Origin of the sequence: Dankookia sp. P2, assembly GCF_050632255.1 — a bacterium.
Taxonomy (GTDB): domain Bacteria; phylum Pseudomonadota; class Alphaproteobacteria; order Acetobacterales; family Acetobacteraceae; genus Paracraurococcus.
Map to the genome: position 1 here is coordinate 6,186,408 of NZ_CP192581.1, position 25,872 is coordinate 6,212,279.

General features: G+C 71.6%; 32 protein-coding genes and 4 pseudogenes. 14 read left to right on the forward strand and 22 right to left on the reverse strand.

What is annotated here, in order from left to right; translation table 11 throughout:
• Positions 1–11: 11 nt before the first annotated feature.
• Positions 12–826, reverse strand: a pseudogene (locus tag ACQ86J_RS36760) (tripartite tricarboxylate transporter substrate-binding protein).
• 294 nt (positions 827–1,120) lie between these two features.
• Here ACQ86J_RS36760 and ACQ86J_RS36765 point away from each other — a divergent pair.
• Positions 1,121–1,621 carry a TauD/TfdA dioxygenase family protein gene (locus ACQ86J_RS36765; protein ID WP_431269366.1) on the forward strand — a complete coding sequence of 167 codons (501 nt, stop codon included), beginning with the start codon at positions 1,121–1,123 and terminating at the stop codon, positions 1,619–1,621.
• 130 nt (positions 1,622–1,751) lie between these two features.
• The gene (locus ACQ86J_RS36770; protein WP_431269367.1) at positions 1,752–2,003 is read left to right on the forward strand and encodes a TauD/TfdA dioxygenase family protein; all 252 of its coding nucleotides are present in this window, start codon (positions 1,752–1,754) and stop codon (positions 2,001–2,003) included.
• A 19-nt stretch (positions 2,004–2,022) separates the two neighbouring features.
• On the opposite strand, the gene ACQ86J_RS36775 is transcribed toward ACQ86J_RS36770, so the two are convergent.
• Together ACQ86J_RS36775 and ACQ86J_RS36780 are read right to left on the reverse strand one after the other, a co-directional pair.
• Positions 2,023–2,646: a tripartite tricarboxylate transporter substrate binding protein gene (locus tag ACQ86J_RS36775; RefSeq protein ID WP_431272667.1), complete on the reverse strand. Its 624-nt coding sequence runs from the start codon at positions 2,644–2,646 to the stop codon at positions 2,023–2,025.
• A pseudogene (locus ACQ86J_RS36780) lies at positions 2,639–3,148 on the reverse strand (tripartite tricarboxylate transporter substrate-binding protein); the annotation flags it as partial. The gene ACQ86J_RS36775 and the pseudogene ACQ86J_RS36780, both read right to left, overlap by 8 nt.
• Between ACQ86J_RS36780 and ACQ86J_RS36785 the strand changes: the two are divergent.
• The 3 genes from ACQ86J_RS36785 to ACQ86J_RS36795 all read left to right on the forward strand — a co-directional run bounded on the left by ACQ86J_RS36785 (position 3,096) and on the right by ACQ86J_RS36795 (position 4,742).
• Positions 3,096–3,257, forward strand: a complete 162-nt coding sequence (locus ACQ86J_RS36785) for a hypothetical protein (protein ID WP_431269368.1) — start codon at positions 3,096–3,098, stop codon at positions 3,255–3,257. The pseudogene ACQ86J_RS36780 and the gene ACQ86J_RS36785 sit on opposite strands and share 53 nt — an antisense overlap.
• Before the next feature lie 229 nt (positions 3,258–3,486).
• Positions 3,487–4,167: an enoyl-CoA hydratase-related protein gene (locus ACQ86J_RS36790; protein ID WP_431272668.1), complete on the forward strand. Its 681-nt coding sequence runs from the start codon at positions 3,487–3,489 to the stop codon at positions 4,165–4,167.
• Positions 4,119–4,742: an NAD(P)H-dependent flavin oxidoreductase gene (locus ACQ86J_RS36795; protein WP_431269369.1), complete on the forward strand. Its 624-nt coding sequence runs from the start codon at positions 4,119–4,121 to the stop codon at positions 4,740–4,742. Before ACQ86J_RS36790 ends, ACQ86J_RS36795 begins: the two co-directional genes overlap by 49 nt.
• Positions 4,743–4,898: 156 nt before the next feature.
• On the opposite strand, the gene ACQ86J_RS36800 is transcribed toward ACQ86J_RS36795, so the two are convergent.
• The 12 genes and pseudogenes from ACQ86J_RS36800 to ACQ86J_RS36855 all read right to left on the reverse strand — a co-directional run bounded on the left by ACQ86J_RS36800 (position 4,899) and on the right by ACQ86J_RS36855 (position 14,883).
• Positions 4,899–5,735 (reverse strand): MFS transporter, encoded by an 837-nt coding sequence (locus ACQ86J_RS36800; RefSeq protein ID WP_431269370.1) that lies wholly within the window; start codon positions 5,733–5,735, stop codon positions 4,899–4,901.
• 147 nt (positions 5,736–5,882) lie between these two features.
• Complete coding sequence (locus tag ACQ86J_RS36805) at positions 5,883–6,125, reverse strand: MFS transporter (protein ID WP_431269371.1); 243 nt, start codon at positions 6,123–6,125, stop codon at positions 5,883–5,885.
• A gap of 4 nt (positions 6,126–6,129) precedes the next feature.
• Positions 6,130–6,435 (reverse strand): MFS transporter, encoded by a 306-nt coding sequence (locus tag ACQ86J_RS36810; protein ID WP_431269372.1) that lies wholly within the window; start codon positions 6,433–6,435, stop codon positions 6,130–6,132.
• A gap of 1 nt (position 6,436) precedes the next feature.
• On the reverse strand, positions 6,437–7,171 hold the full coding sequence (locus tag ACQ86J_RS36815; RefSeq protein ID WP_431269373.1) for an HlyD family secretion protein: 735 nt from the start codon (positions 7,169–7,171) through the stop codon (positions 6,437–6,439).
• Positions 7,072–7,542, reverse strand: coding sequence for a biotin/lipoyl-binding protein (locus ACQ86J_RS36820; protein WP_431269374.1), 471 nt, complete (start codon positions 7,540–7,542; stop codon positions 7,072–7,074). The genes ACQ86J_RS36815 and ACQ86J_RS36820 overlap by 100 nt, the downstream gene beginning before the upstream one ends.
• A 64-nt stretch (positions 7,543–7,606) precedes the next feature.
• Positions 7,607–8,011: a MarR family winged helix-turn-helix transcriptional regulator gene (locus ACQ86J_RS36825; RefSeq protein ID WP_431269375.1), complete on the reverse strand. Its 405-nt coding sequence runs from the start codon at positions 8,009–8,011 to the stop codon at positions 7,607–7,609.
• Positions 8,012–8,270: 259 nt separating this feature from the next.
• Positions 8,271–9,170 carry a DUF2252 family protein gene (locus tag ACQ86J_RS36830; RefSeq protein WP_431269376.1) on the reverse strand — a complete coding sequence of 300 codons (900 nt, stop codon included), beginning with the start codon at positions 9,168–9,170 and terminating at the stop codon, positions 8,271–8,273.
• A 24-nt stretch (positions 9,171–9,194) separates the two neighbouring features.
• Positions 9,195–9,725: a translocation/assembly module TamB domain-containing protein gene (locus tag ACQ86J_RS36835; RefSeq protein WP_431272669.1), complete on the reverse strand. Its 531-nt coding sequence runs from the start codon at positions 9,723–9,725 to the stop codon at positions 9,195–9,197.
• Positions 9,726–9,831: 106 nt separating this feature from the next.
• Positions 9,832–12,729 (reverse strand): annotated as a pseudogene (locus tag ACQ86J_RS36840) (translocation/assembly module TamB domain-containing protein); the annotation flags it as partial.
• Positions 12,730–13,011: 282 nt separating this feature from the next.
• Complete coding sequence (locus tag ACQ86J_RS36845) at positions 13,012–14,373, reverse strand: autotransporter assembly complex protein TamA (RefSeq protein ID WP_431269377.1); 1,362 nt, start codon at positions 14,371–14,373, stop codon at positions 13,012–13,014.
• Entirely contained in the window at positions 14,334–14,561 is a 228-nt protein-coding gene (locus tag ACQ86J_RS36850) for a hypothetical protein (protein WP_431269378.1), read from the reverse strand. The genes ACQ86J_RS36845 and ACQ86J_RS36850 overlap by 40 nt, the downstream gene beginning before the upstream one ends.
• Before the next feature lie 7 nt (positions 14,562–14,568).
• Positions 14,569–14,883, reverse strand: a complete 315-nt coding sequence (locus ACQ86J_RS36855) for a hypothetical protein (protein ID WP_431269379.1) — start codon at positions 14,881–14,883, stop codon at positions 14,569–14,571.
• Positions 14,884–14,960: 77 nt separating this feature from the next.
• On the opposite strand from ACQ86J_RS36855, the gene ACQ86J_RS36860 reads away from it, so the two are divergent.
• On the forward strand, positions 14,961–15,908 hold the full coding sequence (locus ACQ86J_RS36860; RefSeq protein WP_431269380.1) for an amidohydrolase: 948 nt from the start codon (positions 14,961–14,963) through the stop codon (positions 15,906–15,908).
• Positions 15,811–16,134: a M20/M25/M40 family metallo-hydrolase gene (locus ACQ86J_RS36865; RefSeq protein ID WP_431269381.1), complete on the forward strand. Its 324-nt coding sequence runs from the start codon at positions 15,811–15,813 to the stop codon at positions 16,132–16,134. The genes ACQ86J_RS36860 and ACQ86J_RS36865 overlap by 98 nt, the downstream gene beginning before the upstream one ends.
• Here ACQ86J_RS36865 and ACQ86J_RS36870 read toward each other — a convergent pair.
• A complete protein-coding gene (locus tag ACQ86J_RS36870; protein ID WP_431269382.1) occupies positions 16,107–17,564 on the reverse strand; it encodes a P1 family peptidase in 1,458 nt (485 codons plus the stop codon). The genes ACQ86J_RS36865 and ACQ86J_RS36870 overlap by 28 nt on opposite strands.
• A 63-nt stretch (positions 17,565–17,627) precedes the next feature.
• On the opposite strand from ACQ86J_RS36870, the gene ACQ86J_RS36875 reads away from it, so the two are divergent.
• Positions 17,628–18,215 (forward strand): hypothetical protein, encoded by a 588-nt coding sequence (locus ACQ86J_RS36875; RefSeq protein ID WP_431269383.1) that lies wholly within the window; start codon positions 17,628–17,630, stop codon positions 18,213–18,215.
• A gap of 24 nt (positions 18,216–18,239) precedes the next feature.
• Here the strand turns inward: ACQ86J_RS36875 and ACQ86J_RS36880 are convergent, their stop codons facing one another.
• Positions 18,240–19,190 (reverse strand): alpha/beta hydrolase, encoded by a 951-nt coding sequence (locus tag ACQ86J_RS36880; protein ID WP_431269384.1) that lies wholly within the window; start codon positions 19,188–19,190, stop codon positions 18,240–18,242.
• A gap of 604 nt (positions 19,191–19,794) precedes the next feature.
• On the opposite strand from ACQ86J_RS36880, the pseudogene ACQ86J_RS36885 reads away from it, so the two are divergent.
• The 4 genes and pseudogenes from ACQ86J_RS36885 to ACQ86J_RS36900 form a co-directional block, all read left to right on the forward strand.
• Positions 19,795–19,929, forward strand: a pseudogene (locus ACQ86J_RS36885) (hypothetical protein); the annotation flags it as partial.
• Positions 19,930–20,185: 256 nt separating this feature from the next.
• Positions 20,186–21,529 (forward strand): acetate--CoA ligase family protein, encoded by a 1,344-nt coding sequence (locus ACQ86J_RS36890; protein ID WP_431269385.1) that lies wholly within the window; start codon positions 20,186–20,188, stop codon positions 21,527–21,529.
• Positions 21,522–21,770 carry a hypothetical protein gene (locus ACQ86J_RS36895; RefSeq protein WP_431269386.1) on the forward strand — a complete coding sequence of 83 codons (249 nt, stop codon included), beginning with the start codon at positions 21,522–21,524 and terminating at the stop codon, positions 21,768–21,770. Before ACQ86J_RS36890 ends, ACQ86J_RS36895 begins: the two co-directional genes overlap by 8 nt.
• A 63-nt stretch (positions 21,771–21,833) precedes the next feature.
• Positions 21,834–21,962: a hypothetical protein gene (locus ACQ86J_RS36900; protein ID WP_431272785.1), complete on the forward strand. Its 129-nt coding sequence runs from the start codon at positions 21,834–21,836 to the stop codon at positions 21,960–21,962.
• A gap of 10 nt (positions 21,963–21,972) precedes the next feature.
• Here ACQ86J_RS36900 and ACQ86J_RS36905 read toward each other — a convergent pair whose 3' ends face one another.
• From ACQ86J_RS36905 to ACQ86J_RS36925, 5 genes are read right to left on the reverse strand one after another with little or no spacing between them, the layout of a single operon-like run.
• Positions 21,973–22,308 (reverse strand): DMT family transporter, encoded by a 336-nt coding sequence (locus ACQ86J_RS36905; protein ID WP_431269387.1) that lies wholly within the window; start codon positions 22,306–22,308, stop codon positions 21,973–21,975.
• A complete protein-coding gene (locus ACQ86J_RS36910; protein WP_431269388.1) occupies positions 22,305–22,784 on the reverse strand; it encodes a hypothetical protein in 480 nt (159 codons plus the stop codon). Before ACQ86J_RS36910 ends, ACQ86J_RS36905 begins: the two co-directional genes overlap by 4 nt.
• The gene (locus tag ACQ86J_RS36915; RefSeq protein ID WP_431269389.1) at positions 22,774–23,304 is read right to left on the reverse strand and encodes a glycosyltransferase; all 531 of its coding nucleotides are present in this window, start codon (positions 23,302–23,304) and stop codon (positions 22,774–22,776) included. The genes ACQ86J_RS36910 and ACQ86J_RS36915 overlap by 11 nt, the downstream gene beginning before the upstream one ends.
• Positions 23,305–23,317: 13 nt before the next feature.
• Positions 23,318–23,500, reverse strand: coding sequence for a hypothetical protein (locus ACQ86J_RS36920; protein ID WP_431269390.1), 183 nt, complete (start codon positions 23,498–23,500; stop codon positions 23,318–23,320).
• Positions 23,497–24,054 carry a class I SAM-dependent methyltransferase gene (locus ACQ86J_RS36925; protein ID WP_431269391.1) on the reverse strand — a complete coding sequence of 186 codons (558 nt, stop codon included), beginning with the start codon at positions 24,052–24,054 and terminating at the stop codon, positions 23,497–23,499. The genes ACQ86J_RS36920 and ACQ86J_RS36925 overlap by 4 nt, the downstream gene beginning before the upstream one ends.
• A 180-nt stretch (positions 24,055–24,234) precedes the next feature.
• Between ACQ86J_RS36925 and ACQ86J_RS36930 the strand changes: the two genes are divergently transcribed.
• Together ACQ86J_RS36930 and ACQ86J_RS36935 are read left to right on the forward strand one after the other, a co-directional pair.
• On the forward strand, positions 24,235–24,795 hold the full coding sequence (locus tag ACQ86J_RS36930) for a hypothetical protein (RefSeq protein ID WP_431269392.1): 561 nt from the start codon (positions 24,235–24,237) through the stop codon (positions 24,793–24,795).
• Between the two features lie 97 nt (positions 24,796–24,892).
• On the forward strand, positions 24,893–25,840 hold the full coding sequence (locus tag ACQ86J_RS36935; protein WP_431269393.1) for a hypothetical protein: 948 nt from the start codon (positions 24,893–24,895) through the stop codon (positions 25,838–25,840).
• Positions 25,841–25,872 lie beyond the last annotated feature (32 nt).

The window sequence follows — 25,872 nt, forward strand, 5'->3', positions numbered from 1 at the left end:
CAACCATCATCTTAGTTAGGCCGTCCGCGGGCCGGACGGAAGCGCCGGGCTGAGTCTGCCACGATGCCTGCGGCGCGGATCACTCCGGCCCAGCGTACCAGATCGGCGGCGATGGTGGCAGCGAACTCCTCCGCCGGGCCGCCGACCGGCTGCAGCCCCTGGGCGCGAAGCTGGTCCTGGATGGCTGGCAGGGCGGCCCAGACCTGAACCGCGCCGTTCAGCCTGGCGACGAGCGGGGCGGGCAGGCCGGCCGGGCCGAGCAACCCGTACCAGAGATCCACCTCGACTCCCGGGAAACCGGCTTCCGCCATGGTCGGCACGCCGGGCGCCGAGGGGCACGGGCCGGGCTGCCGATCGCCAGCAACCGGACCTGCTTCGCCTCGGCCAACGGCAGGGCGGTGTGCAGCGGCAGCACCATGGCGGCGACCCGGCGGCCGATCAGGTCCTGGATGGCCGGGGCGCTGCCCCGGTAGGGCACGTGGTTCAGCCGGGCCTTCGCCTCCAGCCCGAACAGCGCCATGCCGAGGTGCTGTGGCGTGCCGACACCGGGGCTCGCATAGTCCAGCATCTGCCGCCGGGCGAGGGCGGCGAAGGCTCGTGCGTCCTCGGCGGCGATGTCGGGGTTGACCGCCAGCACGAGGTCGCCGCGGCTGATCCGGATGATCGGGGTGAAGCTGCCGACCGGGTCGTAGGGCACCTGGCGGAACAGGCTGGGGTTCATGACGAATGTATTGGCCTGCAAGAGCAGGGTTCGCCCGTCCGGCGCCGCCCGCGCGACCGCTTGGGTGCCGATATTGCCCGAGGCGCCGGCCCGGTTCTCGACCACTACCGGCTGGCTGAGCGCCTGCTGCAGCGTCGGCGCGAGCAGCCGCGCCAGCAGGTCCGGCCCGGTGCCGAGGGGTATAGGGTACCAGCAGGGTCACAGGCCCGTCCTGGGCCCGCGCAGCCCCCGTCGCCAGAGGCGCGGCGCCGAGCGCCAGCATTCCCCGCCTTGTCGCCATGCCGCGCCTCCTGCCCGGCAAGAGCCTGCCGACGCCCGCGGCATGCGTCAAAGCCGTGCTTTCCGCCCGCGCCGACGCGGTGGTACGGTCCGGTCCAACGACCAGGAAAGGGGAATCCCATGTCGAGCGCAGCGACGTCCGCGCGAGCGGGGCTGGAGGTGGTGCCGACCGGCGCCGCGCTCGGTGCCGAGGTCAGGGGCATCGACCTTCGCCGGCTGGGTGAGGCCGAGTTCGCCGGGATTCTCAAGGCCTGGCATGCCCATGCGGTGCTGCTGTTCCGTGGCCAGAGCCTGACGCCCGACGACCTGATCGATTTCAGCCGGCGCTTCGGGGCGCTCGACCATGCGCCGGTGCAGGAGCACGGCCAGAGCATCGTCGCCGGCCGGCCGGAACTCTACATCGTCTCCAACGTGCTCGACGACGCGGGCAAGCCGATCGGCAGCCTCGGCAACGGGGAGGCGGTGTGGCACACCGACATGTCCTACCTGCCGCGTCCGCCCAAGGCCTCGATGCTCTATGCGCTGGAGATCCCGCCCATGGGCGGCGACACGCATTTCGCCTCGATGTATGCGGCGTATGAGAGCCTGCCCCGGCGCTGCGGGCGCGGGCGCAGGGGCTGATGGTGAAGCATGACGGCACCTACAACAGCGGCGGCTTCCTCCGCGCCGGGGTGACGCCGACCGACGACCCGCGGATCGCGCGGGGCACCTGCATCCGCTGGTCTGCCGGCACCCCGACACCGGGCGGTCCATGCTGTACCTTGGGCGGCGGCGGATGGCCTATATCGATGGCCTCGACCTCGCCGAGAGCGAGGCGCTGCTCGACGAGCTATGGTCCTACGCGACGAAGCCTGCGCTCTGCTGGAAGAATGTTTGGCGGGTCGGTGACCTCGTGCTTTGGGACAACCGCTGCACCATGCATCGGCGCGATCCATTCGACGCGGCGGCGCGCCGGGTGATGCACCGGACGCAGGTGAAGGGCGAGGCGCCGCCGATGGCGTGATCCGGCGCGCGCGGGCGGCTCAGTCGATCTGCAGGTTCATCTTCTGCAGCACCGGCGCCCAGCGCGCCGCCTCGGCCTTCAGGAAGGCGCCGTATTCCTCCGGCCCGGTGCCGAGGGCGAGGTGCCCCTCCGCCAGCAGCCGGTCGCGGAAGCCGGGGTCCTGCAGGGCGGTCGCCGCCGCCTGCGACAGCCGGTCGATCGCCGCGCGCGGCGTCTTCGCCGGGACGGCCAGGCCGAAATAGGTCTGCGCCACGGTGTCGGGGGCGAGGTCGGCGAAGGTCGGGATGTCCGGCGTGATCGGCATCCGCCGGTCGCCGGTCCAGGCCAGGATCCGGCCCTGGCCGTTGCGGTGCGGCTGGATGGCGCTCGCCCCGCCCACCACCAGCAGGTCCAGCGTGCCGGCCATGAAGTCGTTCAGCTGCTGCGCATCGCCCTTGTAGGTCACGTCCTGCATGCGGATGCCGAGTCGGTCGGCCACCAGCACCGCGGCGATGTTGTTGAAGCTCGATGGCCCGTTGGTGCCGTAGTTCAGCTGCCCCGGCTTCGACTTCGCCAGGGCGACAGATGGGGACGGTCGCCGGCAGGCGGTTCTGCAGCAGGAAGGCGAAGGGCAGAGTCGAGAGCAGCGAGACCGGCGCGAAATCCTCGACCTTGTAGGAGAGCCGGCGCATCAGCAGCGGGTTCAGGGTCAGCGTCGTGCCGGAGTTGACGATGGCGGTGAAGCCGTCCGGCGCCGCCCGCGCCACCGATTCCGCGCCGACCACCGTCGCTGCGCCAGGGCGGTTTTCCACCAGCACGGGCTGAGCCCAGCACTGCCTGCATCCGCTCGGCGAGCAGCCGGCCCATGAGGTCGGTGGACCCGCCGGGCGGGAAGGGGACCACCAGGGTGATCGGCCGCGCCTGGGCGAGGGCCGGCGCCGCCAGGCCGGCCGCACCGAGTGCCAGCAGGGGCCGCCGCCCGAGCACGATCCGCCGCATGTCTTCCTCCCGTATTCTTCTCGGCAGGCTGCCATGCCCCGGCGGGCCGGGAATGGCCCAAGCTTGACGCCGGCCCTGCCGCGCCCCGCTAATGGGCGCCAGAGGAGGATTACCATGTCCGAGCATATCCGCGTCTCGGTGGCAGACGGCGTCTGCACCGTCGCCATGCACCGGCCCGAGAAGAAGAACGCGCTGACCCGCGACATGTACTCTCGGCCTCGCCGAGGGCGATCGAGCAAAGCGCCGCCGACCCTGCCATCCGCTGCCTGCTGCTGACCGGCACGGCAGGAGGTCTTCTGCGCCGGTAACGACATCGGCGACTTCCAGAAGCCCCGCCCGGCGGAGGAACCGGACGCGCCCGGCCCCAGCCACCGCTTCTATTTCGGCCTGGCCGAATTTCGAGGAAGCCGGTGGTCGCGCGCGGTGCCCGGCCTGGCGATCGGCATCGGCTGCACCATGCTGCTGCGCCGATATCGTCTACGCCGCGCCGGAAGCGCGGTTCCGGCTGCCCTTCGTCGATCTCGGCCTGGTGCCGGAGCTCGGCGCCTCGCGCCTCGTGCCTTGGCTGGTCGGCAAGCACAAGGCGGCCAGAGCGATGCTGCTCGGCGATTTCTTCGATGCCGCCGCGGCCGAGCGGATGGGCTTCGTCAACCGCATCCTCGACCGCGCCGAGCTGCTGCCGAACGCGATGGCCACCGCGCAGGCGCTGGCCGCCAAGCCGCAGGAGGCGATGCGGCTGACCAAGCGGCTGCTGCGGCCCGAGATGCCGCCGCTGATCGCACGGATGGAGGAGGAACGCGAGATCCTCGCCGAGCGCCTGCGCGCGCCGGAAGCAGGCCATCATGGCCAATGTGCTGAAGCCCAAGCGTTAGAAGGACGCCGCCCTATGTCGCTGCTGGATATGGTGAAGGGTCGGCTCTCGCTGCCCGTCATCGGCTCGCCACTCTTCATCATCTCGGTGCCCGACCTGGTGGTGGCGCAATGCACCGCGGGCATCATCGGCTCGATGCCCTCGCTCAATGCCCGGCCCGCCGAGCAGTTCGAGGAATGGGTGATCGAGATCAAGGAACGCCTGGCGGCACATGACGCCGCGCCACCCGGACCGGCCGGCGGCACCGCTTCGCCATCAACCTTATCGTGCACAAGTCGAACGACCGGCTGGAGCACGACCTGGCCATCTGCGTGAAGCAGAAGGTGCCGCTGATCATCAGCAGCCTCGGCGCCCGGCCGGAGGTGAACCAGGCCGTCCATTCCTATGGCGGCTACATCCTGCACGACGTGATCAACCAGCGCTTCGCGCACAGCGCCATCGACAAGGGCGCGGACGGGCTGGTGCTGGTCTCGGCCGGGGCCGGCGGGCATGCGGGCGCGCTGTCGCCTTTCGGCTTTCTGCAGGAGACGCGGGAATGGTTCGACGGGCCGATCGCGCTCTCGGGCGCCATCGCGCATGGCCGTTCCATCCTGGCCGCAGAGGCGCTCGGCGCCGACTTCGCCTACATCGGCAGCGCCTTCATCGCCACGGAGGAAGCCCGCGCGCAGCCCGAGCAGCAGCAGATGATCGTCGAGAGCGGCGCCGAGGACATCGTCTACACCAACCTCATCACCGGCGTGCACGGCAACTACCTGAAGCCCTCGCTCAGAAGGCCGGGCTGGATCCGGAGAACCTGCCAACCTCGGATCCCAGCGCGATGGATTTCGGCTCCGACCGCAAGAAGCGCTGGAAGGATATCTGGGGCTCCGGCCAGGGCATCGGTGCGGTGAAGGCGATCAGCCGGCCGGCGCGCTGGTGGAGCGCTTCCGCCGCGAATACGCGGCGGCGCGCGCGCGGCTCGGCGCGCGCAGCTCCGTGGTCAACCCGGCCTGGGAAAAGGTGCTGGACGCCGCCGCGGCGGAATAGGCGAAGCGCGGCGGTGGCCCTCAATCCATCGCCGCATGCGCCGGATCCGCTGCGGCCGCCCGGGGCGGGCGCCGCATCAGCGGCAGCAGCAGCAGCATCGCAAGGGCCAGCAGCATCAGCAGATGGAAGTCGTTGCCGTAGGCGATGATGCTCGATTGCCGCGTCACCTCGGCGTTCAGCATGGCCACGCCCTGGCTGGTGGACGGATCCCAGAAGCGCTGCACCCAGGGCAACTCGAACAGCCGGTTCAACGGCGTCACGTGCTCGGCCAGCGAGGCGTGCATGATCTGCGTGTTGCGCGTCAGCAGCGCCGCCATGACCGAGATGCCGATCGCCGAGCCGAGGTTGCGCAGCAGGCTGATCAAGGCGGTGCCGTCGGTTCGCAGGGCCGGGTCGAGCGTGGCGAAGGCCACCAGGTTGAGCGGGATGAAAACGAAGCCAAGGCCGGCGCCCTGGATGACCGTGACCAGCATCAGCCAGTGCATCGGGATGTCGGGCGTCCAGTGCACCATGTCCCAGAGCGTCCATGATAGCACCAGGATGCCGAAGGCCATGACCTTGCGGGGGTCGAACCGGCTGGCCAGCCGTCCCGCCAGGAACATCGCCGCCATGGTGCCGAGGCCGCGCGGCGCCATGGCGAGGCCGGCGGTGAAGACCGGGTAGTCCGCCAGGGTCTGCAGGTAGGGCGCCAGCAGCGCCGAGGGTAGCGAAGAGGATGGCGCCGACCGCGAACATGATGCCGAGCCCGGCAGCGAAGTTGCGGTCGCGGAAGATGCGCGGAGGGATGAAGGGCTTCTCCGCCAGTGCCATGTGCACGAGGAAGAGATAGAGGCCGAGCGCGGCCAATGTTGCCTCAATGAGGATCTCGGTCGAGCCGAACCAATTCTTCAATTCGCCGCGGTCCAGCATGACCTGCAGCGCCCCGACGCCGAGCGCCAGCACGCCGAAGCCCAGCCAGTCGAAGCGCCGCCCTGTCTCCGCGCCGCCTTTCGGCAGGAAGAACATCAGGCCGAGGAAGGCCAGCACGCCGAAGGCAGGTTGACGTAGAAGACCCAGCGCCAGTTCCAGCTCTCGGTCAGGTAGCCGCCGAGCGTCGGCCCGAGGATCGGCCCGACCATCACGCCCATGCCCCAGATCGCCATGGCCTGGCCGCGCTGCTCGGGCGGGTAGATGTCGAGCATGGTCGATTGGCTGAGCGGGACCAGCGCCGCGCCGAAGGCACCCTGCAGCAGGCGGAACACCACCATCTGCTCAAGCGACTGCGCCGCGCCGCACAACACGGAGGCGAGGGGTGAAGCCGCCGACCGAGCCGAGAAAGACCGCGCGCCGGCCGAAGCGGGCGACAAGGAAGCCGACGGGCGCGGTCAGGATGGCAGCGGCGGTGATGTAGCTCGTCAGCACCCAGGTTATCTGGTCGGCCGTCGCCGCCAGCCCGCCCTGCATGTAGGGCAGGGCGACATTGGCGATGGTGCCGTCCAGCGCCTGCATCAACGTGGCCACCATGGCGCAGACGGTGATCAGGGCACGGTGCGGGACCGGCTCCGCGGGGTTCGCCATCTCAGCCGCCGATCAAATCCGACAGGTGCCGCTCATGGCCGGTGTCGATTGAGACCTCGGCACTCATTCCCGCGCGCAACCTGGGGCCGTCGGCCGGCTGCTCGACCCGGATGCGGACGGGGATGCGCTGCACCACCTTCACCCAGTTGCCGGACGCGTTCTGGGCCGGCAGCACGCTGAAGGTGGAGCCCGAGGCAGGGCTGATGCTCTCCACCGAGGCGTCGAACGTAACGCCCGGATAGGTGTCGACCGTCACCGTCGCCTTGTCGCCCGGCTTCACATGCGTCAGGTCGGTCTCCTTCGGCAGCGCATCCACCCAGACCCGCTGGTCCGACACCAACGCGAAGGCCGGCGTTGCCGCGCCGAGATACTGGCCCGGCTGCAGCGAGGAGACCTGGGTAACCGTGCCGGCAAAGGGGGCCCGCAGCGTGGTGTGGTCGAGCTGCCTCTTCGCCTCAGCCAGCCGCGCCTGGGCGGCGCGCCAGTCCGGGTGCTGCTCGACGAGCGAGTCCGCCTGCCCGCCCAGCTTCGCCAGCTGCACCTGCGCCTGGACGCGCAGCGACTCCAGTTGCTGCTGCGCCTGTTGCAGGCCGAAGCGGGCCTGGTCGAAGGTGGCGCGGGTCACCGCCCCGCTGTTCACGATCTGCGCCGCGCGGTCATAGGTCGCCTGGGCCAGCTGCACCGCCGCCTCCTGCGCCGCGATGTCATGCTGGATGCGACGATAGTCGGCCTGCATGGCCCGCAGCGACAGGCCGGTCTGCAGCAGCTGCGCCTCGGCCTGCTGGACGGCATATTCGAAGGGGCGGGATCAAGCATCACGAGCTCCTGGCCGGCCTTGACCATATCGCCCTCATGCACGGCGATCGTCCGCACGATTCCGGCGACATCGGTGGCCAGCAGCAGCTTGTCGGCCTGGACATAGGCATCGTCGGTGCCGGCGTAGCGGCCGCCATGCAGCCAGAAGGCGCCGGCGCCCGCGGCCACGACCAGGACACCGCCGATCATCAGGACGGGGCGAAGCCAGCGGCGGCGCTTCGGCGGTACCTCGGCTGGCGTCACCGTCTCGGCATCGACGCCACGTCCGGTGCGGATCGAACCCTCGGGCATATGGGTCTGTCGCTCTCTCAGGCGGCCTCACCGGCTTCGCCGGTGGCCAGCAGGTTGGACTTCATCAACAGCAGCGCCTCGACCACCGCCTGCCGGCGCTCGGGCGGCAGGCCGGCGGTGGCTTCGGCATCGAAGGCGATGCGGACCCGGTCGATTTCGGCCAGGACCGGGTCGGCGGCGGGGTCAGGTGCAGCCGCCAGACGCGGCGGTCGGCGGGATCGGCGCGCCGCTCGACCAGCTTCCGGGCGGCTAGGCGGTCCACCAGCCGGCCGACCGTGATCGGCTCGACCTCAAGGATCTCGGCCAGCTCGCGCTGGGTCATCCCGCCGCAGCGGCGCAGCCGCACCAGGATCATCCATTGCGCCCGGGTCATGCCATGCGCCCGGGCGCGACGATCCGCCTGGGTGCGGATCAGCCTGGCGACGTCGTTTAGCAGAATCAGTAGGTTGGGCTCGTGCAGATCGGGCATGCGCTGGCTCTCACGCGGCTTAATATAAGCTGCGTTATCATCAGCCCAACAGCAAACGCCCGATTACCCGGAAGGCGGCATTCACAATTTCTTGCGAACGGCCTGGGCCAATACCGCCTGATCTTCCCGTACCGCCGCCGCCATGGCCGCGGCCGCATCGTGCAGCCAGTCGGGGGCAGGGTCTCGAGCGCCCCGAGCACGGCGCCCCCGTCGCCGGCCGAGGCATGCAGGTTGCCGATCTCGCCTCCCATCGCGTCCATCAGCGCCAGAAGCGCGCTGGCGTCGCTGCCTGGCGCTTCCAGCTTGCGGCTGTCAGGTGCGAGGCGGCGGATAAGGAGGCTGGACTCAGCCGGAACCAGGGATCCGGCGCCCGAGTGGGGCCACCGGCAAGGGCCGCCAGGTCGATCGCGGTCGCCCCGGGGCAGCCGGCCTGCAGCCAAGCGGAGGCGACGCGGGACTTGGCCTCCCGCACCACCCGCCCGCCGCGCCACGCGGCGATTGCGACGTAGCGCGGCCGCCCGAGGCTGCCGATCCCCGCTTCTCGCGGCGCGAAGCGAACCGGGCCCGCATCCGGCGGCAGGGCGGCGAGCAGGGCGGCCTTCCAGGCAGCGGGCGGCGCTGCTTCCTCCAGCTTGGCGAGCTTGGCCCAGAAGGCGGCCCGTGCCGCGGGATCCGGCGAGACGAAGGCGCGCAGCGCGGCGTTTTCCTCATCCAGCACGAAGGCACACGGCTCGGCGAGATGCCGGGCATAGCCACGCAGGAGCGTGGCAGCGATGTCGCGGGATTTGGGCAAATGGTCCGCGCGGGCCAGCATGGCGCTGGTCGCCAGCCGGACGAGATCGGCGGCGAAGGGCAGCATCGCCGCTTCGTCGAGGTCGTTGACGCCCCAGACCAGCCTGCCCTCGGCGTCCCGCCAGGTGCCGAGAGTTCTCCAGGTGCGCATCGCCGCAGGGAGGGCACCGGTCGCGTCGCCGCCAACGTTGGCAGAAGCGTCACGAGATTGCGCGGCGAAACGGAAGGCGGTGCCGCGCAGGAAAGCGAAGGGCTCGCGGGCCAGGAGCGCCCGCTTGCGCGCCAGCGCCGCCGGGATCACGGCACACTGGCGCCCCAGCCAAGCGTCATAGGCGTCGAGCGCGGCGATGATGTCGGCCCTGGGCATGGGGAAAGGTCCGCTTACGCCGCCTCAATACTCGAACTCGTAGGACAGGCCGAGCCGGTCGCCGGCCGGGCCGGTGGCGGTCTGGCCTTCCAGCTTCAGCCGCGGGGTGATCTCCACCTGCACGCCGACGCCGGTCTGGCCGCCTTGCGTCCCCTGCCGGACGCCAAGGAAGACGCCCGGCGCGACATAGCGCCCGGCCTCCACCGTTGGTCCCTGCTGGCCGCCCGCCTGGGTGCTGCCGGCCGCAGATTGCTGGCCGCCGGCGCTTACCCCGAGCCGGTCTAGCCCCAGCAGCCCGCGCACCTTGTCCAGCGGATTGGCCGCGCCGCCGCCGATGCCGGTCATCTGCGCCACCGCGCCGGCGATCTGCGCGATCTCGAAAGGCGAGAGGTTGCTGGTCGAGCGGTCGAACAGCAGCCGCGCAAGCACCTCGTCCTGCGGCAGCTCCGGCGTGGAGCTGAAGGTCACCTTGGGCGCCGCCGGCGAGCCCTGCACCGAAACCGTGATGGTGGTGCTGCCTGACGTCGCCTGGGCATTGAGGTCCAGCGTCGGCATCAGCGAGCCCGGCGCGAAGCCGATGGTGCCTTTCTGGAAGGTGAGCTTGCCGGCCGATCAGGTTCAGCGTGCCGCGGCGGAGGTTGAGGGTGCCGTTCGGGACCGGCGCCGCGGCGGTGCCGCCGACCTTCACCTCGCCGCCCAGCTCCACATCGACGCCACGGCCCCGCACGTAGATGCTTTGCGGCGCACTGATGGTGACCGCGAGGTTCAGCGGCGGCGCCGGCGGCGCCGGCGGGCGCGGCGGCGCGGCGGGGATGACGCCGGGCGGCAGGCGGCCGGTCTGGCGGACATTCGCCAGCGTCGGGACGCTGGCCGGCAGGGTGGTCGGGATGCGGATCTCCGCCTGCTGGATGCGGACGGTGCCGGAGACGGTGCCGCCGCCGGTGATCGGCCCCTGCACCCGGATATCCGTGTTGATCGTCGCGGTCACCAAGTCGGAGACCACCGGGCGGGCGTTGCGCGAGGTCAGCGTCAGGTCGGCCGGAAAGCCCGGCGCGCCGGCATCGAGGCTGCCCTGCAGGACGATGGTGCCGTTGCCGGCGGTGCGCCCGGCGATGCGGTCGATCACCAGCCGCGTGCCGTCGCCAATGATGGTGCCGTTCAGGTCGAAGACCCGAACGCCATAGACGGTGTTGCGGTACTCGGCGCCCGACAGCGTGGCGCGTCCGCCGAGCCGTGGCGTGCCGACCGTGCCCTCCGCCCGGAGCGCCAGGGCCAGCCGGCCGGTCACCCGGTCGGCACCGGCGGCGAGGAAGGGACTGGCCAGCGGCGCCAAGTTAAGCCCGCCATCGAGGCTGGCGGTGATCGGCCCCTCTGGCCCAAAGCCGTTCGGCAGGCGCGCCGTCAGGTCGATCCGCCCGGCCGGCCCGGCATCCACCTCGGCGCGCAGCTGCGTTGCCTCGCCCGCCAGGTTGCCCTCGGCGCGCAAGGTCAGGGCGGGCAGGCCTTGCGCCCAGTCCGCCCCGGCGCCGAGCCCCGTGCCGTTCAGCGTCGCCTTGATCTCGGGCTTCGTTACCGGCCCGGTCGCCCGGATATCGGCCGAGAGCGTGCCCCGCGGCTTGACCTCGGGTGCGAAGCGCTCGGCCAGCGCAAGGGGCAGGGCGGCGACGGTGGCGGTGATGTCGGCCCGCTCCGGTCCCCATTTGCCGCGTGCCTCCACCCGCCCGCCTCGGGCGATGGCCAGCGCGGTCGGGGCGAGATCGATCCCACCATCGCCACCCAACTTGACGCGTGTCGGCGCGGCCAGCCGGACCGCCTCGCCCATCGCCTGCGCCTCGAGCGCCGCCAAGTCGAGGCGCCAGCCGCCATACTCCTGCGCGACCTTGCCGCGGCCGCTGACGCTGCCCTCAGTGGTGCGGCCCTGGACGGTCCAGTCGATCGCGGCGGGCGTGCCGGCGGCGGTCGCCTGCAGGCTGCCCTCTGTGCCGCCGAAGCCGAGCTTCGGCGCGTCGAGCTTCGCCTCGAAGCCCTGCTGGCCGTCCTTCGGACCAAGCTTGGCATCCAGCACCAGCCGCCCCGCCAGGCCGGCGAGGCCTCCCCAGCTTGCCGAGCGGCGCGAGGTCGGTCGCTTCCAGCCGGGCGGTGCCATCGAAGGTCGGGCCAGCGGGATCCAGCCGTCCGGTGACGGCGAGGCGGGCGGGGCCGAGCCGCGCCTCGCCCTGCTCCACCTGCACGGCGCTGCCTTCCGGCTGGCCGCGGAAGGCGAGCGCCAGGGGCAGGCCGTCCAGCTTCCCGTCGAGCCTCGCGGTGCCGCGCGGGGCCGAGGCAGGGGTGGCAATGCGGGCATCGATCGCCAAGGATTCCAAGCGTGCCCGGCAGCTTCTATGCGGCCGGATGAGGCGGTCACCACCAAGTCCGGGTCGGCCAGCTTGCCGCTCGCCTGAAGGCGGGCGTCCAGCGCGCCCTCGGAGCCGGCGCCCAGCACGGCCAGACGCGGCAGGGACAGCCGGGCATCGAGCGCGATCGGCTCGGCAAGTGTCCCCACTGCGGTCAGCCGACCCTCGGCCCCCTCGAGGAGGACATCGAGGCTCGGCCCGGGCAGCACGGCCTTCAGCGTGAGGCGGGGCGCCGGGCCGAGCACCGCATCGGCCTGGGCGACCGGCGTTCTCAAGCCATCCGGTTTCAGGGTCAGGTCGAGGGCCGGCTTCGCCATGGTCCCGCCGATCGCCGCCTCCGCATTCACCGCGCTCCAGGCCAGTCCCTCCGGCAGCAGCGCGCCGAAGCCGCCGGACGCCGCCAGGGCCAGCGTCGCCTTCAGGTCGAGCGCCTCGGTCGCCAGATTGGCGGTCCCTGTCGCGGCGAGGCGCCCAGCCGGGACGTTCACGGTCAGATCCCGCAGCGCCAGCCGCTTGTCGGCAGCGAGATCGGCATCGAGGGCGAACTCCGCCGGCGCGGCGAGCGCCGCGGCCTCCGGCGGCAAGAAGGCGGCGGCCCGGGCCTCGCCCTTCAGGCTGGCGCCGAGCGCGCCATCAGGCCTCGCGCGAACAATGCCTTGCGTGCCGATCTTTACATTCGGACCGAGCGTCGCATCGAGGGTCAGCGCAGCGCCACCGGCCGGACCGTCCAGGCTCAGATCCAGAGTGAAAGGTTGCTCCTTAAGCCCTGACAGGACAGGGACGATGCCGCCCGGGTCCTCCCGCCAAGCCAGCTTGGCCGCAAGCCGGTCCTCGCTCGGCGCGAGCGAGAGGGCGAGCGTTGCGCCGCCCGCGGCGTCGAGCCGCTTCAGCTCGAGGGCCGCCCGCAGCGCGCCCGCCGCCAAGGCCGCATTGCCCTCGGCCGAGAAGGCTGCGTCCTGCTGCAGGATCGCCGCACCAAGTTCCAGCCGGCCAATGCCGAGATGGTCCAGCGCCACCGCGACCGGCAGGGAGGGCAGTTGCGGCAGCACGGTCTCCGCGGGTGGCTCGGGCGGGGGCAGGGCGTCGCCGGCCGCCGGCAGCCAGGGCAGGGCGATGCGCGCCGCTTCCAGCCGCTCGATCCGCAGGGTCCCCGTGGTCAGCGCCATCAGGTCGAGGCCGATCTGCGCCTCCTCGACCGTCAGCCATATGCCGTCCTTGTCGGCCAGGGTGATCCGCGCCGCGCCAATCCGGCCGGGGATCGGCCCGCTCAGCCCCTCGATTACCAGCCCGGGCACCTGCGCGGCGGCGAGCCGCGCCACCGTCGCCCGGCCGCTCTCGGTGTTCACCCAAGCCAGCGCGGCGCCGAGCGCCAGCAAGGGAGGGCGATGAGCGCGAGAAGGATGCCCAGGCTCCACTTGAGACCGCGGCGCATCAAAGAGCCGTAAGCATCAGAAAGATTGGCCTATTCCCACATAGAGCCCGAAGGCCGAGTTGTCTCGCTGCTTCACCAGGGGCACCGCCACATCCACCCGCACCGGGCCGATCGGCGTGTAGTAGCGCAACCCGGCGCCGGCCCCGACCCGGAGGTTCGACGTATCCGGCGCGGAGCCGGTGCCGACCGAGCCGGCATCGACGAAGGCGACCGCGCCGATATCGCCCCAGACGCGCTGCCGCCATTCCAGGCTGGCCTCCACCAGGCTGGCGCCCCCATTCGGACGGTTGAACTGGTCGCGCGGGCCGATCGACTGGTAATCGTAGCCGCGGACCGAACCGCCGCCGCCGGCATAGAAGCGTTGGTGCCGCGGCACATTGGCCTGCTCCGCCCCCAGAAGGGAGCCAAAGGTGCCGCGCACCGCCAGGATGCTGCGCCGGTCGCCCAGCACGTCCCAGTAGGTGCTGCCGGTCACCCGCAGCGGGGCGAAGGCGGCCGAGTCGCGGAAGGACCAGGACGGCGTCAGGGTGCCGCTCACCCGGTAGCCCCGGGCCGGGTCGAGCAGGCTGTCCGTGCCGTCGTACCGCCCGCCGAACTGGAAGCCGAGGATCTGGTAAGGGGTCAGCGTCCCGCCCGGCGGCCCGATGCTGCCGAAATCAAGCACCGGCCCGAGATTGCCGCTCAACCGCTCGGAAAAGCGCCGCTCCATCAGCGCCGAGAAGGTGATGGCGTCGCGGTCATAGGCCTCCAGCCGCTCGCGCAGCCCAAAGAGGCTGCCGATAAAGCTCCAGTCCGGGCCGATGTTCAGGCCGAAAACCGAGGGATCGCGATAGGTGCCGCCGATCCGGTAGGTCGACTGGTCCAGCCCGCCATTGGTCCCGATCCGTGCCACCTCGGCCTCCAGCCGCAGCCGCTCGGCCCGGCCGAAGAGGTTCCGGTGTTCCCAATAGACGCGGACGCTGGGGCCGTAATCTGTCTCGTAGGCCAGGTTCACGCCCATGGCGTGGCGGGCGCGTTCGGCCACCGTGAAGGTCACCGGCAGCCGTCCGGCCTCGTCCAGCCGTTCCGCCGCCCGTGCGCGGACCGAGCCGAAGGCGCCGAGCGCCATCAGAGCCTGGCGTTCCTTCTCCAGCGCCTCCGGGCTGTAGCGCTGGCCCTCGAGCCGTGAGGCCTGCGCCTGCAGGAAGCTGCGGTCCACCCGCACCATGCCGTCGACATCCGGCGTGGCGAAGCTGGCGACCGGGCCAGGGGCGTAGGTCCAGGCGATGTCCATCGACTTGCGGTCGTGGTCGACCGTCGTCTCCCGTCGCACCATGCTGGCCAGCGGGTGGCCGGCGTTCAGCAGCCGGTCGAGCAGCGTGCGCTCCGCTGCCAGCACCGGCTCCGCCCGGGCCGGGTCGCCGACCGCGAGGCCGAAGGGGTCGCCGCGGCCTGGTCCAGCGCGGGCTGCTCCGCCGGTGTCTCCGCCCGCAAGCCGATCCGGGCGATCCGGTAGGGCCGGCCTTTGTCGACCACGATCCGCACCGGCAGCGGCCGCGCCTTGGCCGCTTCGATCCGCTCCAGCATGGAAGGATCACCGACCGCGCCGCCAGCCAGCTCGATCTCGCGTGGTGCCGGCCCAATAGCCTTCCGACTGCAGGGCACGCTGCAGCCTTTCGCGGTCGCCATCGGCGCGGCCGAGCACGCCGCCGGCGCTGGTCGGTGCCGAATCCTGCAGCGCGACGAGTTGCGACACCGCTGCGAGCGCCGCGTCCAGCCTTCCGTCACCGGTCGGCGCGATCTCCACCTTGTAGGGGAGCGTGTCGGGGTCCGGCGGCGTTTCCTGGGCGAGCGCGAGGCCGGCGAGCAGCAGGAAGGGCAGCAGGAATCGGCGGAAGCGGGCTGGCACGGGTGCGGAAGTATTTTCCTCGGGCGCGGTTCCCCGCGGGGATGGCAGTTCAGATGGGCGCGGGTTAGGAGTCTGCCATGGATCAAGCCCTTGCCCAAAACCTGACCGCCTGGCGCCGGCATCTGCACGCGCATCCCGGCCTGACCCTGAACGAAGGGGCAACCGCCGCCTTCGTCGCCGCCCGGCTGCGGGAGATGGGGGTTGAGGTGACCGAAGGGGTCGGCGGCCATGGCGTGGTCGGCACCATCCGCCGCGGCGGCAACCGCTCGGTCGGGTTGCGCGGCGACATGGACGCGCTGCCGATCCAGGAACTCAACCCAGACCTGCCGCACCGCTCCACCATTCCGGGTGTAATGCATGCCTGCGGCCATGACGGGCACACCACCGCGCTGCTCGGCGCCGCGGCGCTGCTAGCCGCCGACAAGGGCTGGGCCGGCACGGTGCAGCTGATCTTCCAGCCAGCCGAGGAGGGCGGTGGCGGCGCCCGCGCGATGATTGCCGATGGGCTCTTCTCCCGCTTCCCGATGGAACGCATCTTCGGCTGGCATAACTGGCCGGGGCTGGAGGCCGGGACCGTGGCGGTGCACGAGCGCGCGGTGATGGCCGCCGGCGCTCGCTTCGAGATCGCCTTTGAGGGCCATGCCGGCCACGCCGCCCTGCCGCACCTGACGCGCGACCCGATGTTGGGCGCGGGCCATTGCATCGTGGCGCTCCAGTCGATCGTTGCCCGCAACGTCGACCCCATGCAGGCCGGCGTGGTCAGCGTGACGGTGGCCGAGGCCGGGTCGGCGCAGAACCAGATCGCCAACCGTGCGGTGCTGCGCGGCACGGCGCGCTGGCTCTCGGACGAGACCGGAGCGGCGATCGAGGCGGAGCATGCGCCGGGTGGCCGAGGGCATTGCCGCGGCCTTCGGGCTGCGGGCCGAGGTGGAGTTCAAGGTCGGCGTCCCGGTCACCGCCAACCATCCAGCCGAGCGCGAACTGGCGGCAGTAGCAGCCGGCGCCGTGACCGCGGTGCGGCGTGACCTGGCGGCGGCGATGACGGGCGAGGATTTCTCCTGGTTCCTGCACGAGGTGCCGGGCGCCTTCGTCTGGATTGGCAACGGCCCGGCGGAGGGCGGCCGCGAGCTGCACCACCCGAATTACGATTTCAACGACGCCATCCTGCCGGCCGCGAGCGGCTTCCTGGCCGAGGTGGCGAAAGGGCGCTCGGCCAGGGATAACTATCCCCGGCGCGACCGCGTCGCCTGATGGCGGAGGTCGATGCCGGTGAAGGTAATCGCCAGTCCAAGCCAGACAATGGCCAATCCGGTGGTTGGCACCGACGACACGCGGCTTTCGCCCTGGCACGGCGCGGGCCCGCAATTCCACAGGTTGCCGTTGACGAGGAAATCGAGCGGCAGGTCGGTGCGCGCGGCTTCCAGTGCGAAGCCGAAGGCGGGCATCGCGACCAATGCAGCACCGCAAGCGAAGGCCCAGGATCTGGCCGGTGACCGAGCTTTGTCGCCGTAGAAGGCGATGAGGATGGACAGCACGACGGTCGCTACGACGAGGTTGAACACCTCGAACGGGCCGGGCACGACGAAGATCGACACGGTGACGGCGACGACGCTTGCGGCGAGCGCTGCGGGATCGACCTTGTCGGACGTACCGGTCTGCGGGGCTGTGATCGCCTCACCCATATCGTTGCTCCCGCCACCCCGGCCGGTCGCCCAGGCTCTCCGCGTGGTACACCCCCGCGCCACTGCCCGCGCCAGCGTATCCGCTGCCAGGTGCCCCAGCCGTGCCAGCATCGCCGGGTTGGTCAGCGGCAACCTGCCGGTCGCCATTGTGAAAACGCTGTCGCCGTCGAAGGGCGTGTGGATCGGCCGGATCGCCCGCGCCAGCCCGTCCTGCGCCATGATCGCCAGCCGCTGCAACTCGCCCTTGCCGAGCGCGACGTTGCAGGCCACCACGGCGATCGTCGTGTTGGCCATCGGGTTCGCCGCGAAGCTGGGCGGCAGCGGCATCTCCGCCTCGCCCCGCCAGCCGGCCGGCGGCGGGCCAAGGCCGCCGAACTCCCCGCCCAGTTCCAGCGGCCCCGCCCAGAACCGGTCGCAGCCCGGCATCACCGCGCTCCCGAAGCTGTTGACCGCGACCAGCGCGCCGATCTGCAGCCCGTCTTCGGTTACCGTGCTGGCGCTGCCGAGGCCGCCCTTCAGCGCCCCCGATCGGGCGCCGAGCCCGGCCCCGGCATTGCCTAGCGCGAAGTCCGGCCCGACCGCGTCCAGTGCCGCACGGCCCAGCGCGGCATAGGGCGGCGCCTCGCCCCAGTCCTTCTCGCCGCCATTGGCCAGATCGAACAGGATGGCGCCGGGCACCACCGGGATGACGGCTCCGCCGAAGCCGATCCCCCGGCCGCGGGCGCCGAGCGCCGCCACTACGCCGCCGCCGGCATCGAGACCGTACATCGACCCACCCGAGAGCACGATCGCGTCGACCTCGTTCGCCAGGCTGGTGGCATCCAGCGCCTGGACGTTCCAGGTGCCCGGCGCGCCGCCGCGCACATCGGCGGCGGCAGCGCAGCGCGCTTCCGGGTAGATCACCGTAACGCCGGTGCGGACGCGGTGGTCCTCGGCATTGCCGACGAGGATGCCTTCGACATCGGTGATGAGGTTGCGTGGGCCGGGTCGGATGGTCATGCGCCACAGGCTCGCATGCGCCGCCAGGCTGCGCTATCCGGCCGAAGCAACGGAGCGCGTGCGATGTCCCCGGTTTGGCGGCAGATGACCCGGGCCGACCTGCCGGCGGTGCAGGCGCTGGCCGACCGGCTGCACCCGCATCACCCGGAATCTCCCGCGGTCATCGCCGAGCGGCTGGTCCTGGCCGCCGCCGGCTGCCGGGTGCTGGCAGCCGGGGAAGCGGTGCTCGGGTATGCGATCACCCATCCCTGGACCGGGACGGCGCCGCCGCCGCTGGATTCTGCTGCTCGGCACGCTGCCGATGCGGCCGGGCGCCTGGCACATCCACGACATCGCGCTCGACCCCGCGGCGCGGGGCGGGGGCATGCCGCTGCGGTGCTGCGGGCGATGCTGGGCGCCTCGCCATGGCCACGGGCGACGCTGGTCGCCATCCCCGGCACAGGCGAATACTGGGGGGGCAGGGCTTTCGCGATGCGCCGGTCACCGATGCCCAGGCCCTGGCCAGCTATGGCCCAGGCGCGCGGTTCATGGCGCGACCTGGCTGATCGGCCCCGGCCGCCCGGCGGTGCCGGCTCGTCGAGAGCCGGAAGGGCGGCGGATGCATCCCGTGCCTGGCCGGATGGTACCAAAGCGGGACAGGCTCGGCACTGACCGGCTTTCGCAACCCCGGGCGCGTCAGGCGAAGCGGGCGCGCAGCCAGGTCCCGGCCGCCTCGACCGCTGCGTGCGCCTGGCCGACATGGCCGAGGGCACGAAGGAAGCCATGCACCGTGCCGGGAAAGAGCCGGGTTTCCACCACCACCCCGGCCGCCCGCAGCTGCGCCGCCATGACATGGTTCTCGGACGCCAGCACGTCGAGCTCGGCGACATGCAGCAGGCAGGGCGGCAGCCCGGCGAGACCGGCCCGCAGCGGCGTGGTGAAGGGGCTGGCCCGGTCCACCGCGCGCGGCGCATAGGCCTGCCAGTAGAACGCCATCCGCTCTCGCGTCAGCCCGTAGCCAGTGGCGACCTGGCGTAGCTCGGCGTGTCGAGCCGCAGAATCGAAGACGCCGTAGTTCAGCAGCAGGCCGCGCAGCGGTGGCGGAGTGGGGCCGTCGCGCAGCCAGAGGGCGAGGCCCGCCGCGAGGTTGGCGCCCGCGGAATCCCCGCCGATCACGATGCGCCCGGGATCCGCTCCCCAGGCAGCGCCGCCGGCGGCGACCCAGCGCAGCACCGCCTCGCATTCCTCGAGTGCCTGCGGGAAGACGGCTTCCGGGCTCAGTGCATAATCCGGCCCGACCACGATGCAGCCGGCCGTGGCGGCGTACTCGCGCATCAGCCGGTCATGCGTGTCGATGCTGTTCCAGACCCAACCGCCACCATGCAGGTAGAGCAGGACGGGCAGGGGTCCCGGCAGGTCCGGCCGGTGCACCCGGCACTGCACCCGGCGTCCGCGCGCCGGCACCCAGCGGTCGCCGCTCTCGGCCATGACCGGACCGCCGCTGGCCAGCGGCAGGTTCAGCGCCTCGGTCAAAGCGCGCGGTTCGTCGAAGGGCTGCTGCAGGCGAACCGGCGGCAGGGCTGCGGCGCGCGCCTCCATCATCGCATTGAAGGCCGCCATCTCCGGGTCAAGCCGCGGGTCTGCCATGCTCGTCTCCTGCCTCTGCCACCAGTGGAGGCGGCTCCGGCTGGCGCTGCAAGGCCTGAAATGTCACGCTGGGCCGCTTGCGCAACGCCTGTCCCAGGGGCCATGTTGCACTGCACCATGCCTGCCATGATCACCGTTCGCGGCTCCGCAAGCTTTCGCGCCGCCGCCATGTTCCGCCCGCGCAGCGTCGTGCTGCTGGCCGATCCCGCCCTGCCGGAAACCGCGACCATTGTCCGCAACCTGGCCGGCGGCGGCTTCAAGGGGACGCTGCGGGTGATCGGCATGCCGGCCGAGGGCATGGTCCAGGCCGAGACCGTTGAGGACCTGCCCGAGCCGCCCGACCTCGCCGTGCTCTGCCTGCCACCCGATCGGCTGGAAGCGGCCATGGCGGCGCTCGCCGCGCGCGGCTGCCATGCCGCCGTGGTGCCGGGCGCCGCCCCCGAGCTTGCCGCCATCTCCGCCCGCACCGGCGTGAAGGCGCCTAGGCCAGGGCAGCTTCGGGCTCTGCGTCCCGGCGATCGGCCTGAACGCCACGCTCGCGCATATCGCGCCGGCGCCAGGCAAGCTCGCTTTGGTCACCCAGTCCGCCGCGCTCGCCCGCGTCGTGCTGGATTGGGCGGCAGCCGAGGCGGTCGGCTTCAGCCATGTCATCGGCATCGGCGGCAATGCCACCATCGGCTTCGCCATGGCGCTCGATTGGCTGGCGCGGGACGTCGGAACCAATGCGGTGCTGCTCGACCTGCGGCGGATCCGAAACCGCCGCGCCTTCGTCTCCGCCGCCCGCGCCGTGGCGCGGACCGGCCGGTGGTCGCCATCCGCGCCGGCAGCCGCAGCGCCGATGCCTCGGGGATCGGCGACTGCATCCTGGAAGCGGCGCTGCGCCGCGCCGGCGTGCTGCGGGTCTCGGGGCTCGAGGATTTCTCTCCGCCGCCGAGACCCTGGCGCAGGTCAGGCCGCGGATCGGCGGCGGGCCGGATGCGCTGCGCGGAGACCGCGTGGCGATCGTGACCAACGGCATCGGCCTGGGCCATCTGGCGGCCGATGCGGTGCTCAGCGGCGGTGGACGGCTGGCGCAGCTCTCGCCCGAGGCGCTGGCGGCCTTCGACATGCTGCTGCCGGAGGGTTGGCAGGCCGGCAACCCGCTATCGCTCGGGCCCGCTGCGGGGGCCCGACTGGCCGAGGCGGCCGCCATGCTGGCCGCGCTGCCCGAGGTGGATTCCGTGGTGGCGCTGCACGCCCCGGCCGCGGAGGGGGCCGGCGAGGTCGCCGCCGAGGCGATGATCGCCGCCGCCCGCGCCGGTGGCCAGCGCGCCGCCCCGGTGCTGGTCAGCTGGTCCGGCCAGGCGACCGCCGGGCGGCAGCGCCAGGCCATGGCTGAGGCCGGGCTGGCCGTCTTCCGCGACGCCCGAGGCCGCGGTGCGGGGCGCCCTGCACCTGGCGCGCGACCGCCGCAACCGCGCCGCCGCGGCCGAGCGTGCCCTCGCGCGAGGTGGCTTGACCTGGCGCCCGACCGCACCGCCGTTCGCCGCATCCTGGAAGCTGCGCGGGCGGAATACCGGCAGGCGCTGACCGAGGAGGAGGCGCTCGGCGTGCTGGCCGCCTATGGCGTGCCGACCGTGCCGGGCCGCCGCGCCGCGGGGCCGCAGGAGGCGGCCGATGCCGCCGCCATGCTGGGCTTTCCCGCGGTGCTGAAGATCCTCAGCCCCGACCTGCGGCACAAGAGCGAGGTCGGCGGCGTCGTTCTCGGCCTGTCCACGGCGGGTGCGGTTCGGGCGGAGGCCGAGGCCATGCTCGCGCGGGTCCGGGCGAAGCGGCCGGTGGCGCAGATCGAGGGCTTCCTGGTGCAGCGCCAGGCGGCGCCTGCGCTGGAGCTGCGCCTCAGGCTTGGCGACGACACCATGTTCGGGCCCTGGATCGGCTTCGGCCAGGGCGGCACCGCGGCCGACCTGGCTGAGGATGAGGCGCATGACCTGCCACCGCTGAACCTGGCCCTTGCCAACCAGTTGATCGCGCGCTCGCGCACTGCCCGCCTGATGGCCGGCTTCCGCGACCATGCGCCGGTCAACCAGTCGGCGGTCGCTCGCGTGCTGGTGCGCCTGTCCCAGGTCGCGGTGGACTTCCCCCGAAATCGAGGCGCTGACCCTCAACCCGCTCTTTGCCGACAACGCGCGGCGTGCTGGCCTGCCGATGCGCATCTGATGCTGCGGCCGGAGGGGAGTGCGGGATCCTCGCCATCCCGCCTCTATCCGGCGGAACTGGCGCGCTCCCTGGCAGCTGCGCTCGGGCGAGGTCCCGACGATCCGGCCGGTGCGCCGGAGGATGCCGAGACGCATGGGTGAGTTCTTCCACACCCTGGCGCCGGAGGATGTCCGCTGGCGGTTCTTCTCGCCGCTGAAGGAGCTTTCGCCCAGCCTGACCGCGCGGCTGACGCAGATCGACTACGACCGGGAGATCGCCTTCGTCGCCTCCCCGCCGCCGGCTGGACGGGCAGGAGGAAACGCTGGCCGTCTCCCGCCTGATCCGGCGACCCGGCGGAGCCGACCCATGGCGAATTCGCCGTCGTCGTCTCCCGCAGCATGAAGGGGCAGGGCCTCGGGCGGCACATGATGGAGCGGCTGTTCGAATGGGGCCGCGCACAACGGGGTGCGCGACATCATGGGCCATGTGCTGGCCGACAACGCGCCGATGCTGGCCTTCGTCAAGCGGCTTGGCTTCACGGTGAAGCGCTCGGCGGACGAGGAGGACGTGATGGAGGCCAGGCTCTCGCTGTAGGCGAGGCGGCTCAGGCGGTGGCGAGGATTAGGACACCGCCGCAGATCAGCCCGATCGCCGCGATCTTCTGGGTCGAGAGGTGCTCGCCGAACATGAAGTGGCCGATCACCGCCACCGCGACATAGCTGGCAGCGGTGCAGGGCAGCGCCACGCTCATCGGGATCCGGCGCAGCGCGATGATGTAGAGAAAGGCGGCGCCGCCATAGGCGGCCAAGCCGATGATGGTGCTTGGCCGGAAGACCTGGGTGAGAAAGCCGCCCTCGCCGATGGCGCCCGCCTTCAGCAGCACCTGGCCGGCGAGCGAGGTGAGGATCGCCGCAGCCAGCGCCAGCCAGTAGATCGTCACTGCAGCGCGTCCTGCGGGGACAGGGCGGCGGCCCGGTCGGGCTTCGGCGCGATCATCTCCCGCACCACGCCCTGCGGCTTGCCGTTGGCCGAGAGGAAGGCCCGGCCGACATATTCCCCGAGCACGCCGAGGATGAGGAACTGCACGCCCGCGACCAGCAGCGTTGTGGTCATCGAGGAGGCCCAGCCTGACGGCGTGCCAGTGATCATCGCCTCCAGCACCACCAGCACCGCGGCGGCGAGGCCAAGGATGCCCATGGCCACCCCGGCGAAGGTGGCGAGGCGCAGCGGCAGCACGGAGAAATTCGTCGCCAAGTTGCTCCAGAGCGAGATCAGCCGCTTGACCGTGTAGTTGGACCGGCCCTCGGCACGGGCCAGGTGCATGACCTCGATGCTGTCGATCCGCTGGGTGACCTGCATGATCAGCCCGTCGATGTACGGGTAGGGGCCGCGGTAGCGCGCGACCTCACGCACCACCAGCGCGCTCATGCAGCGGAAAGAGGACAAATAGAGGCCCTTCGGCTTGTCGAGCAGCGCATCGGCGACCTTGTTGGCGAAGCGGCTGCCGAGGTTGCGCCAGCCTTCGTGCTTCTTTTCCGCGTAGCGCAGTGTAGACCACGTCCCAGCCGCCGAGCCGGGCGTGGTTGTACAGCTTCACCACCTCCTCCGGCGGGTTCTGCAGGTCGTCGTCCATGGTGATGACATAGGCGCCGCGGGCATGCCGGAGACCGGTCATGACTGCGTTGTGCTCGCCGAAATCCGTGCGTGCTCCAGGTAGGTGACCGGCATGCTGGCGGTGGCGGCGATTGCCCGGCAGACATCGCCGGAATTGTCCGGGCTGCCGTCGTTCACCAGCACGATCTCCAGCCCGCCAGCGGGTTCGAGCAGGGCGAGCGCGTCTCACCAGCCGGCCGATCGTCGTAGCGCCGCGATAGACCGGCACGACGATGCTGAGCCCGACGGGATGCGCGGCGAGATCCGGGATCATCGGCGACATGAAGGTCCTCATCTCAGGGGCGGAGCGCGGTGGCAAGCACCGAACCACCGGCGGGGAAGGGAAAGCCGCTGGCCAGCAGGCTGCGTTCCAGCCGGGTCACGGCATGCAGGCTAGTGTCCAGCCAGGGCGGGAATTGCGCGACATCCGAGCGGCGCTCGGGCGCGCGGGCCAGCACCTTGCGGTGCAGCACCATCATCGGCAGCAGCAGGCTGTTCCAGTAATAGGGCCGAACCTGGGCCAGCCCGGCCCTGGCCAGCATTGCGCCGGCGGTCGCCCGGGTGAACCGCCGGGCGTTCTGCACCCGGATGTCGTGGGCCGAGCGCAGCCAGGTCGAAGGCCGGCAGGTTGACGATCAGCACCCCGCCAGGACGCGAGGACCCGCAGCATCTCGGCCAGCGCACGCTCCGGGTCGACCGCGGCATGGCTGAGCACATCGAGGCTGACGACGACCGAGAAGCTGGCATCGGCAAAGGGCATCGCATTGATGGTCCCGGCCGCAACCGGGACACCCGACTTGGCTTCCGCTCGTGCCGCCGCGGCGGGGTTGTATTCCAGCCCGGCCGCGGGCTGGTCCGGCCTTTCCCGCCCGCAACCGCGCGAGGAACCCCCGGTGCCGCAGCCGGCGTCGAGCAGCCGCCCGTGGCCCGGGCGGACACTGTCGAGCGCATCGAGAACCTGGGCATGCAGGGCGCGGTACCACCACATGCCGTCCTCGACCGCGTCCATGAGGTCGTATTCGGCGAGTTCCACGCCGGGGTTCTGCCACGCTCGCGCCTGCAATAACAAGGCGCGGTCTCGCAACAAGAGCGCGAGTTGAAGCCGCGCTCTACACCCTTGCGTTAGGAAATGACCATGTTGCCGCCTTGCCGCAATGTTGCGGCAATCGGATTGCAGTCTTTACCGGGCCGGTCCAAGGCTACGCCGAGCGCGATGACACCACCCGATCCCGAGAGCCGCCCGAGCGGCACCGCCGGCCACGGGCCCGCGGCCGCCGTGCTGGTGCGCCACCAGGGCGCCGCGCTGTCCAAGGCAAGGCTGCTCCGGCTGGCCGCCCTGGTGCCGGCGGCGGCCTTCCTCCTGGTAGCGCTGTCACCGCCGCTCAACCACGATGTGGCGGCAGTGCTCAATTTCGCGGAGCGGATGCTGGCCGGGGAGCGGCTCTATGCCGACCTGATCGACGTCAACCCGCCGCTGATCTTCGTGCTCAATCTGCTGCCCGCGGCGATCGGCGCCTGGACGCCGCTGGACGCGGTGCAGGGCTTGCTCGTCTGCCTGATGGCGATCTGCGCCCTTTCGGCCTGGATGGCCCTGCGGCTCGCCCGCCCGGCCGCGGCGCCGGTCGAGGCCGCATGCCTCGGCGTGGCGCTACCGCTGCTGACGCTGGCGGCAGGCTACGATTTCGGTCAGCGGGAGCACCTGATGGCGGCGGCGCTGCCCTACCTCTTTCTCGCGGCGCGGCGGATGGAGGGACGCCGACCGGTCCCGGCCTGACGCTCGGCGCAGCCCTCCTGGCCGCCCTCGGCTTCGCGTTGAAGCCGCATTTCCTCGCCATCCCCGGCTTGAGTCGAGGCCCTGGTGCTGCTGCACCGTGGCCCCGGCCGCGCGCTGCAAGGACCCGGTGCCCTGGACCATGGCCGCGGTCTGGCTGGCCTATCTCGCCAGCCTGCCAATGATCTTCCCGGACTATCTCGGCCAGGTCATCCCGCTGGTCTGGGACTACTACCTGGACCTCGGCGGCTTCGCCTGGTGGCAGGTGATCCTGACGGAGCGGCTGGGCACCGCGCTGATGCTGCTGCTGCCGCTTGGCCTTGTCGCGGCACGGCCCGGCTGGGGGACGCTGCCGAAGGTCATCACCGTGGCAGCGCTGGGTGCCACCGTCGCGGCCGTGGTGCAGCACAAGGGCTGGTCCTATCACGCAATGCCGGTGCGGCTGCTGGCCGGGCTGCTGGCTGTGGTGCTGGCCGCACGCTGGCTGGACCGCGCGCTGCCCGCGCCGCGCGCATCCCGCGCTGCGCCGGCGCTGGCGGTGGTCGCCGCCTTCGGCCTCGGCATTCATGGCTTCGCCGGGGCCGAGGCGCCCTGGCGCGAGATCACCTGGTCCTGGTCCCGCGGCGGCGAGGTCACCGCGCTGCTGAAGCGGGAGGCCTATGGCGAGCGACTGCTGGTGCTCTCGCCCGACATCTTCCCGGTCTTCCCGGCGCTGAACTACGCCCAGGGCGCAGTCCACCCTGCGGACCATGAATCTCTGGCTACTGCAGGGCGTTTACCAGGCCTGCCCGGCCGGCGGCGCGCGCTACCGCGAGACCTGGGAGATGTCGCGCACCGAATTCTTCGTCTACCGGACCGTGGCCGAGGATTTCAGCCGGGCGCCGCCGGCCGCCATCCTGATTTCCACCCGGCCGGCCATACCGGTCTGCGGCCGGCCCTTCGACGTGCTCGAGTATTTCGGCCGCCACCCCTCTTCGCCGAGACGCTGCGCCGCTACCGTTTGGCGGCCGAGATCGAGGGCTACCGTCTTCTGCGCCGCGAGGATTGATGCCGCAACGACATCGCGGGTGGCGCTGATGG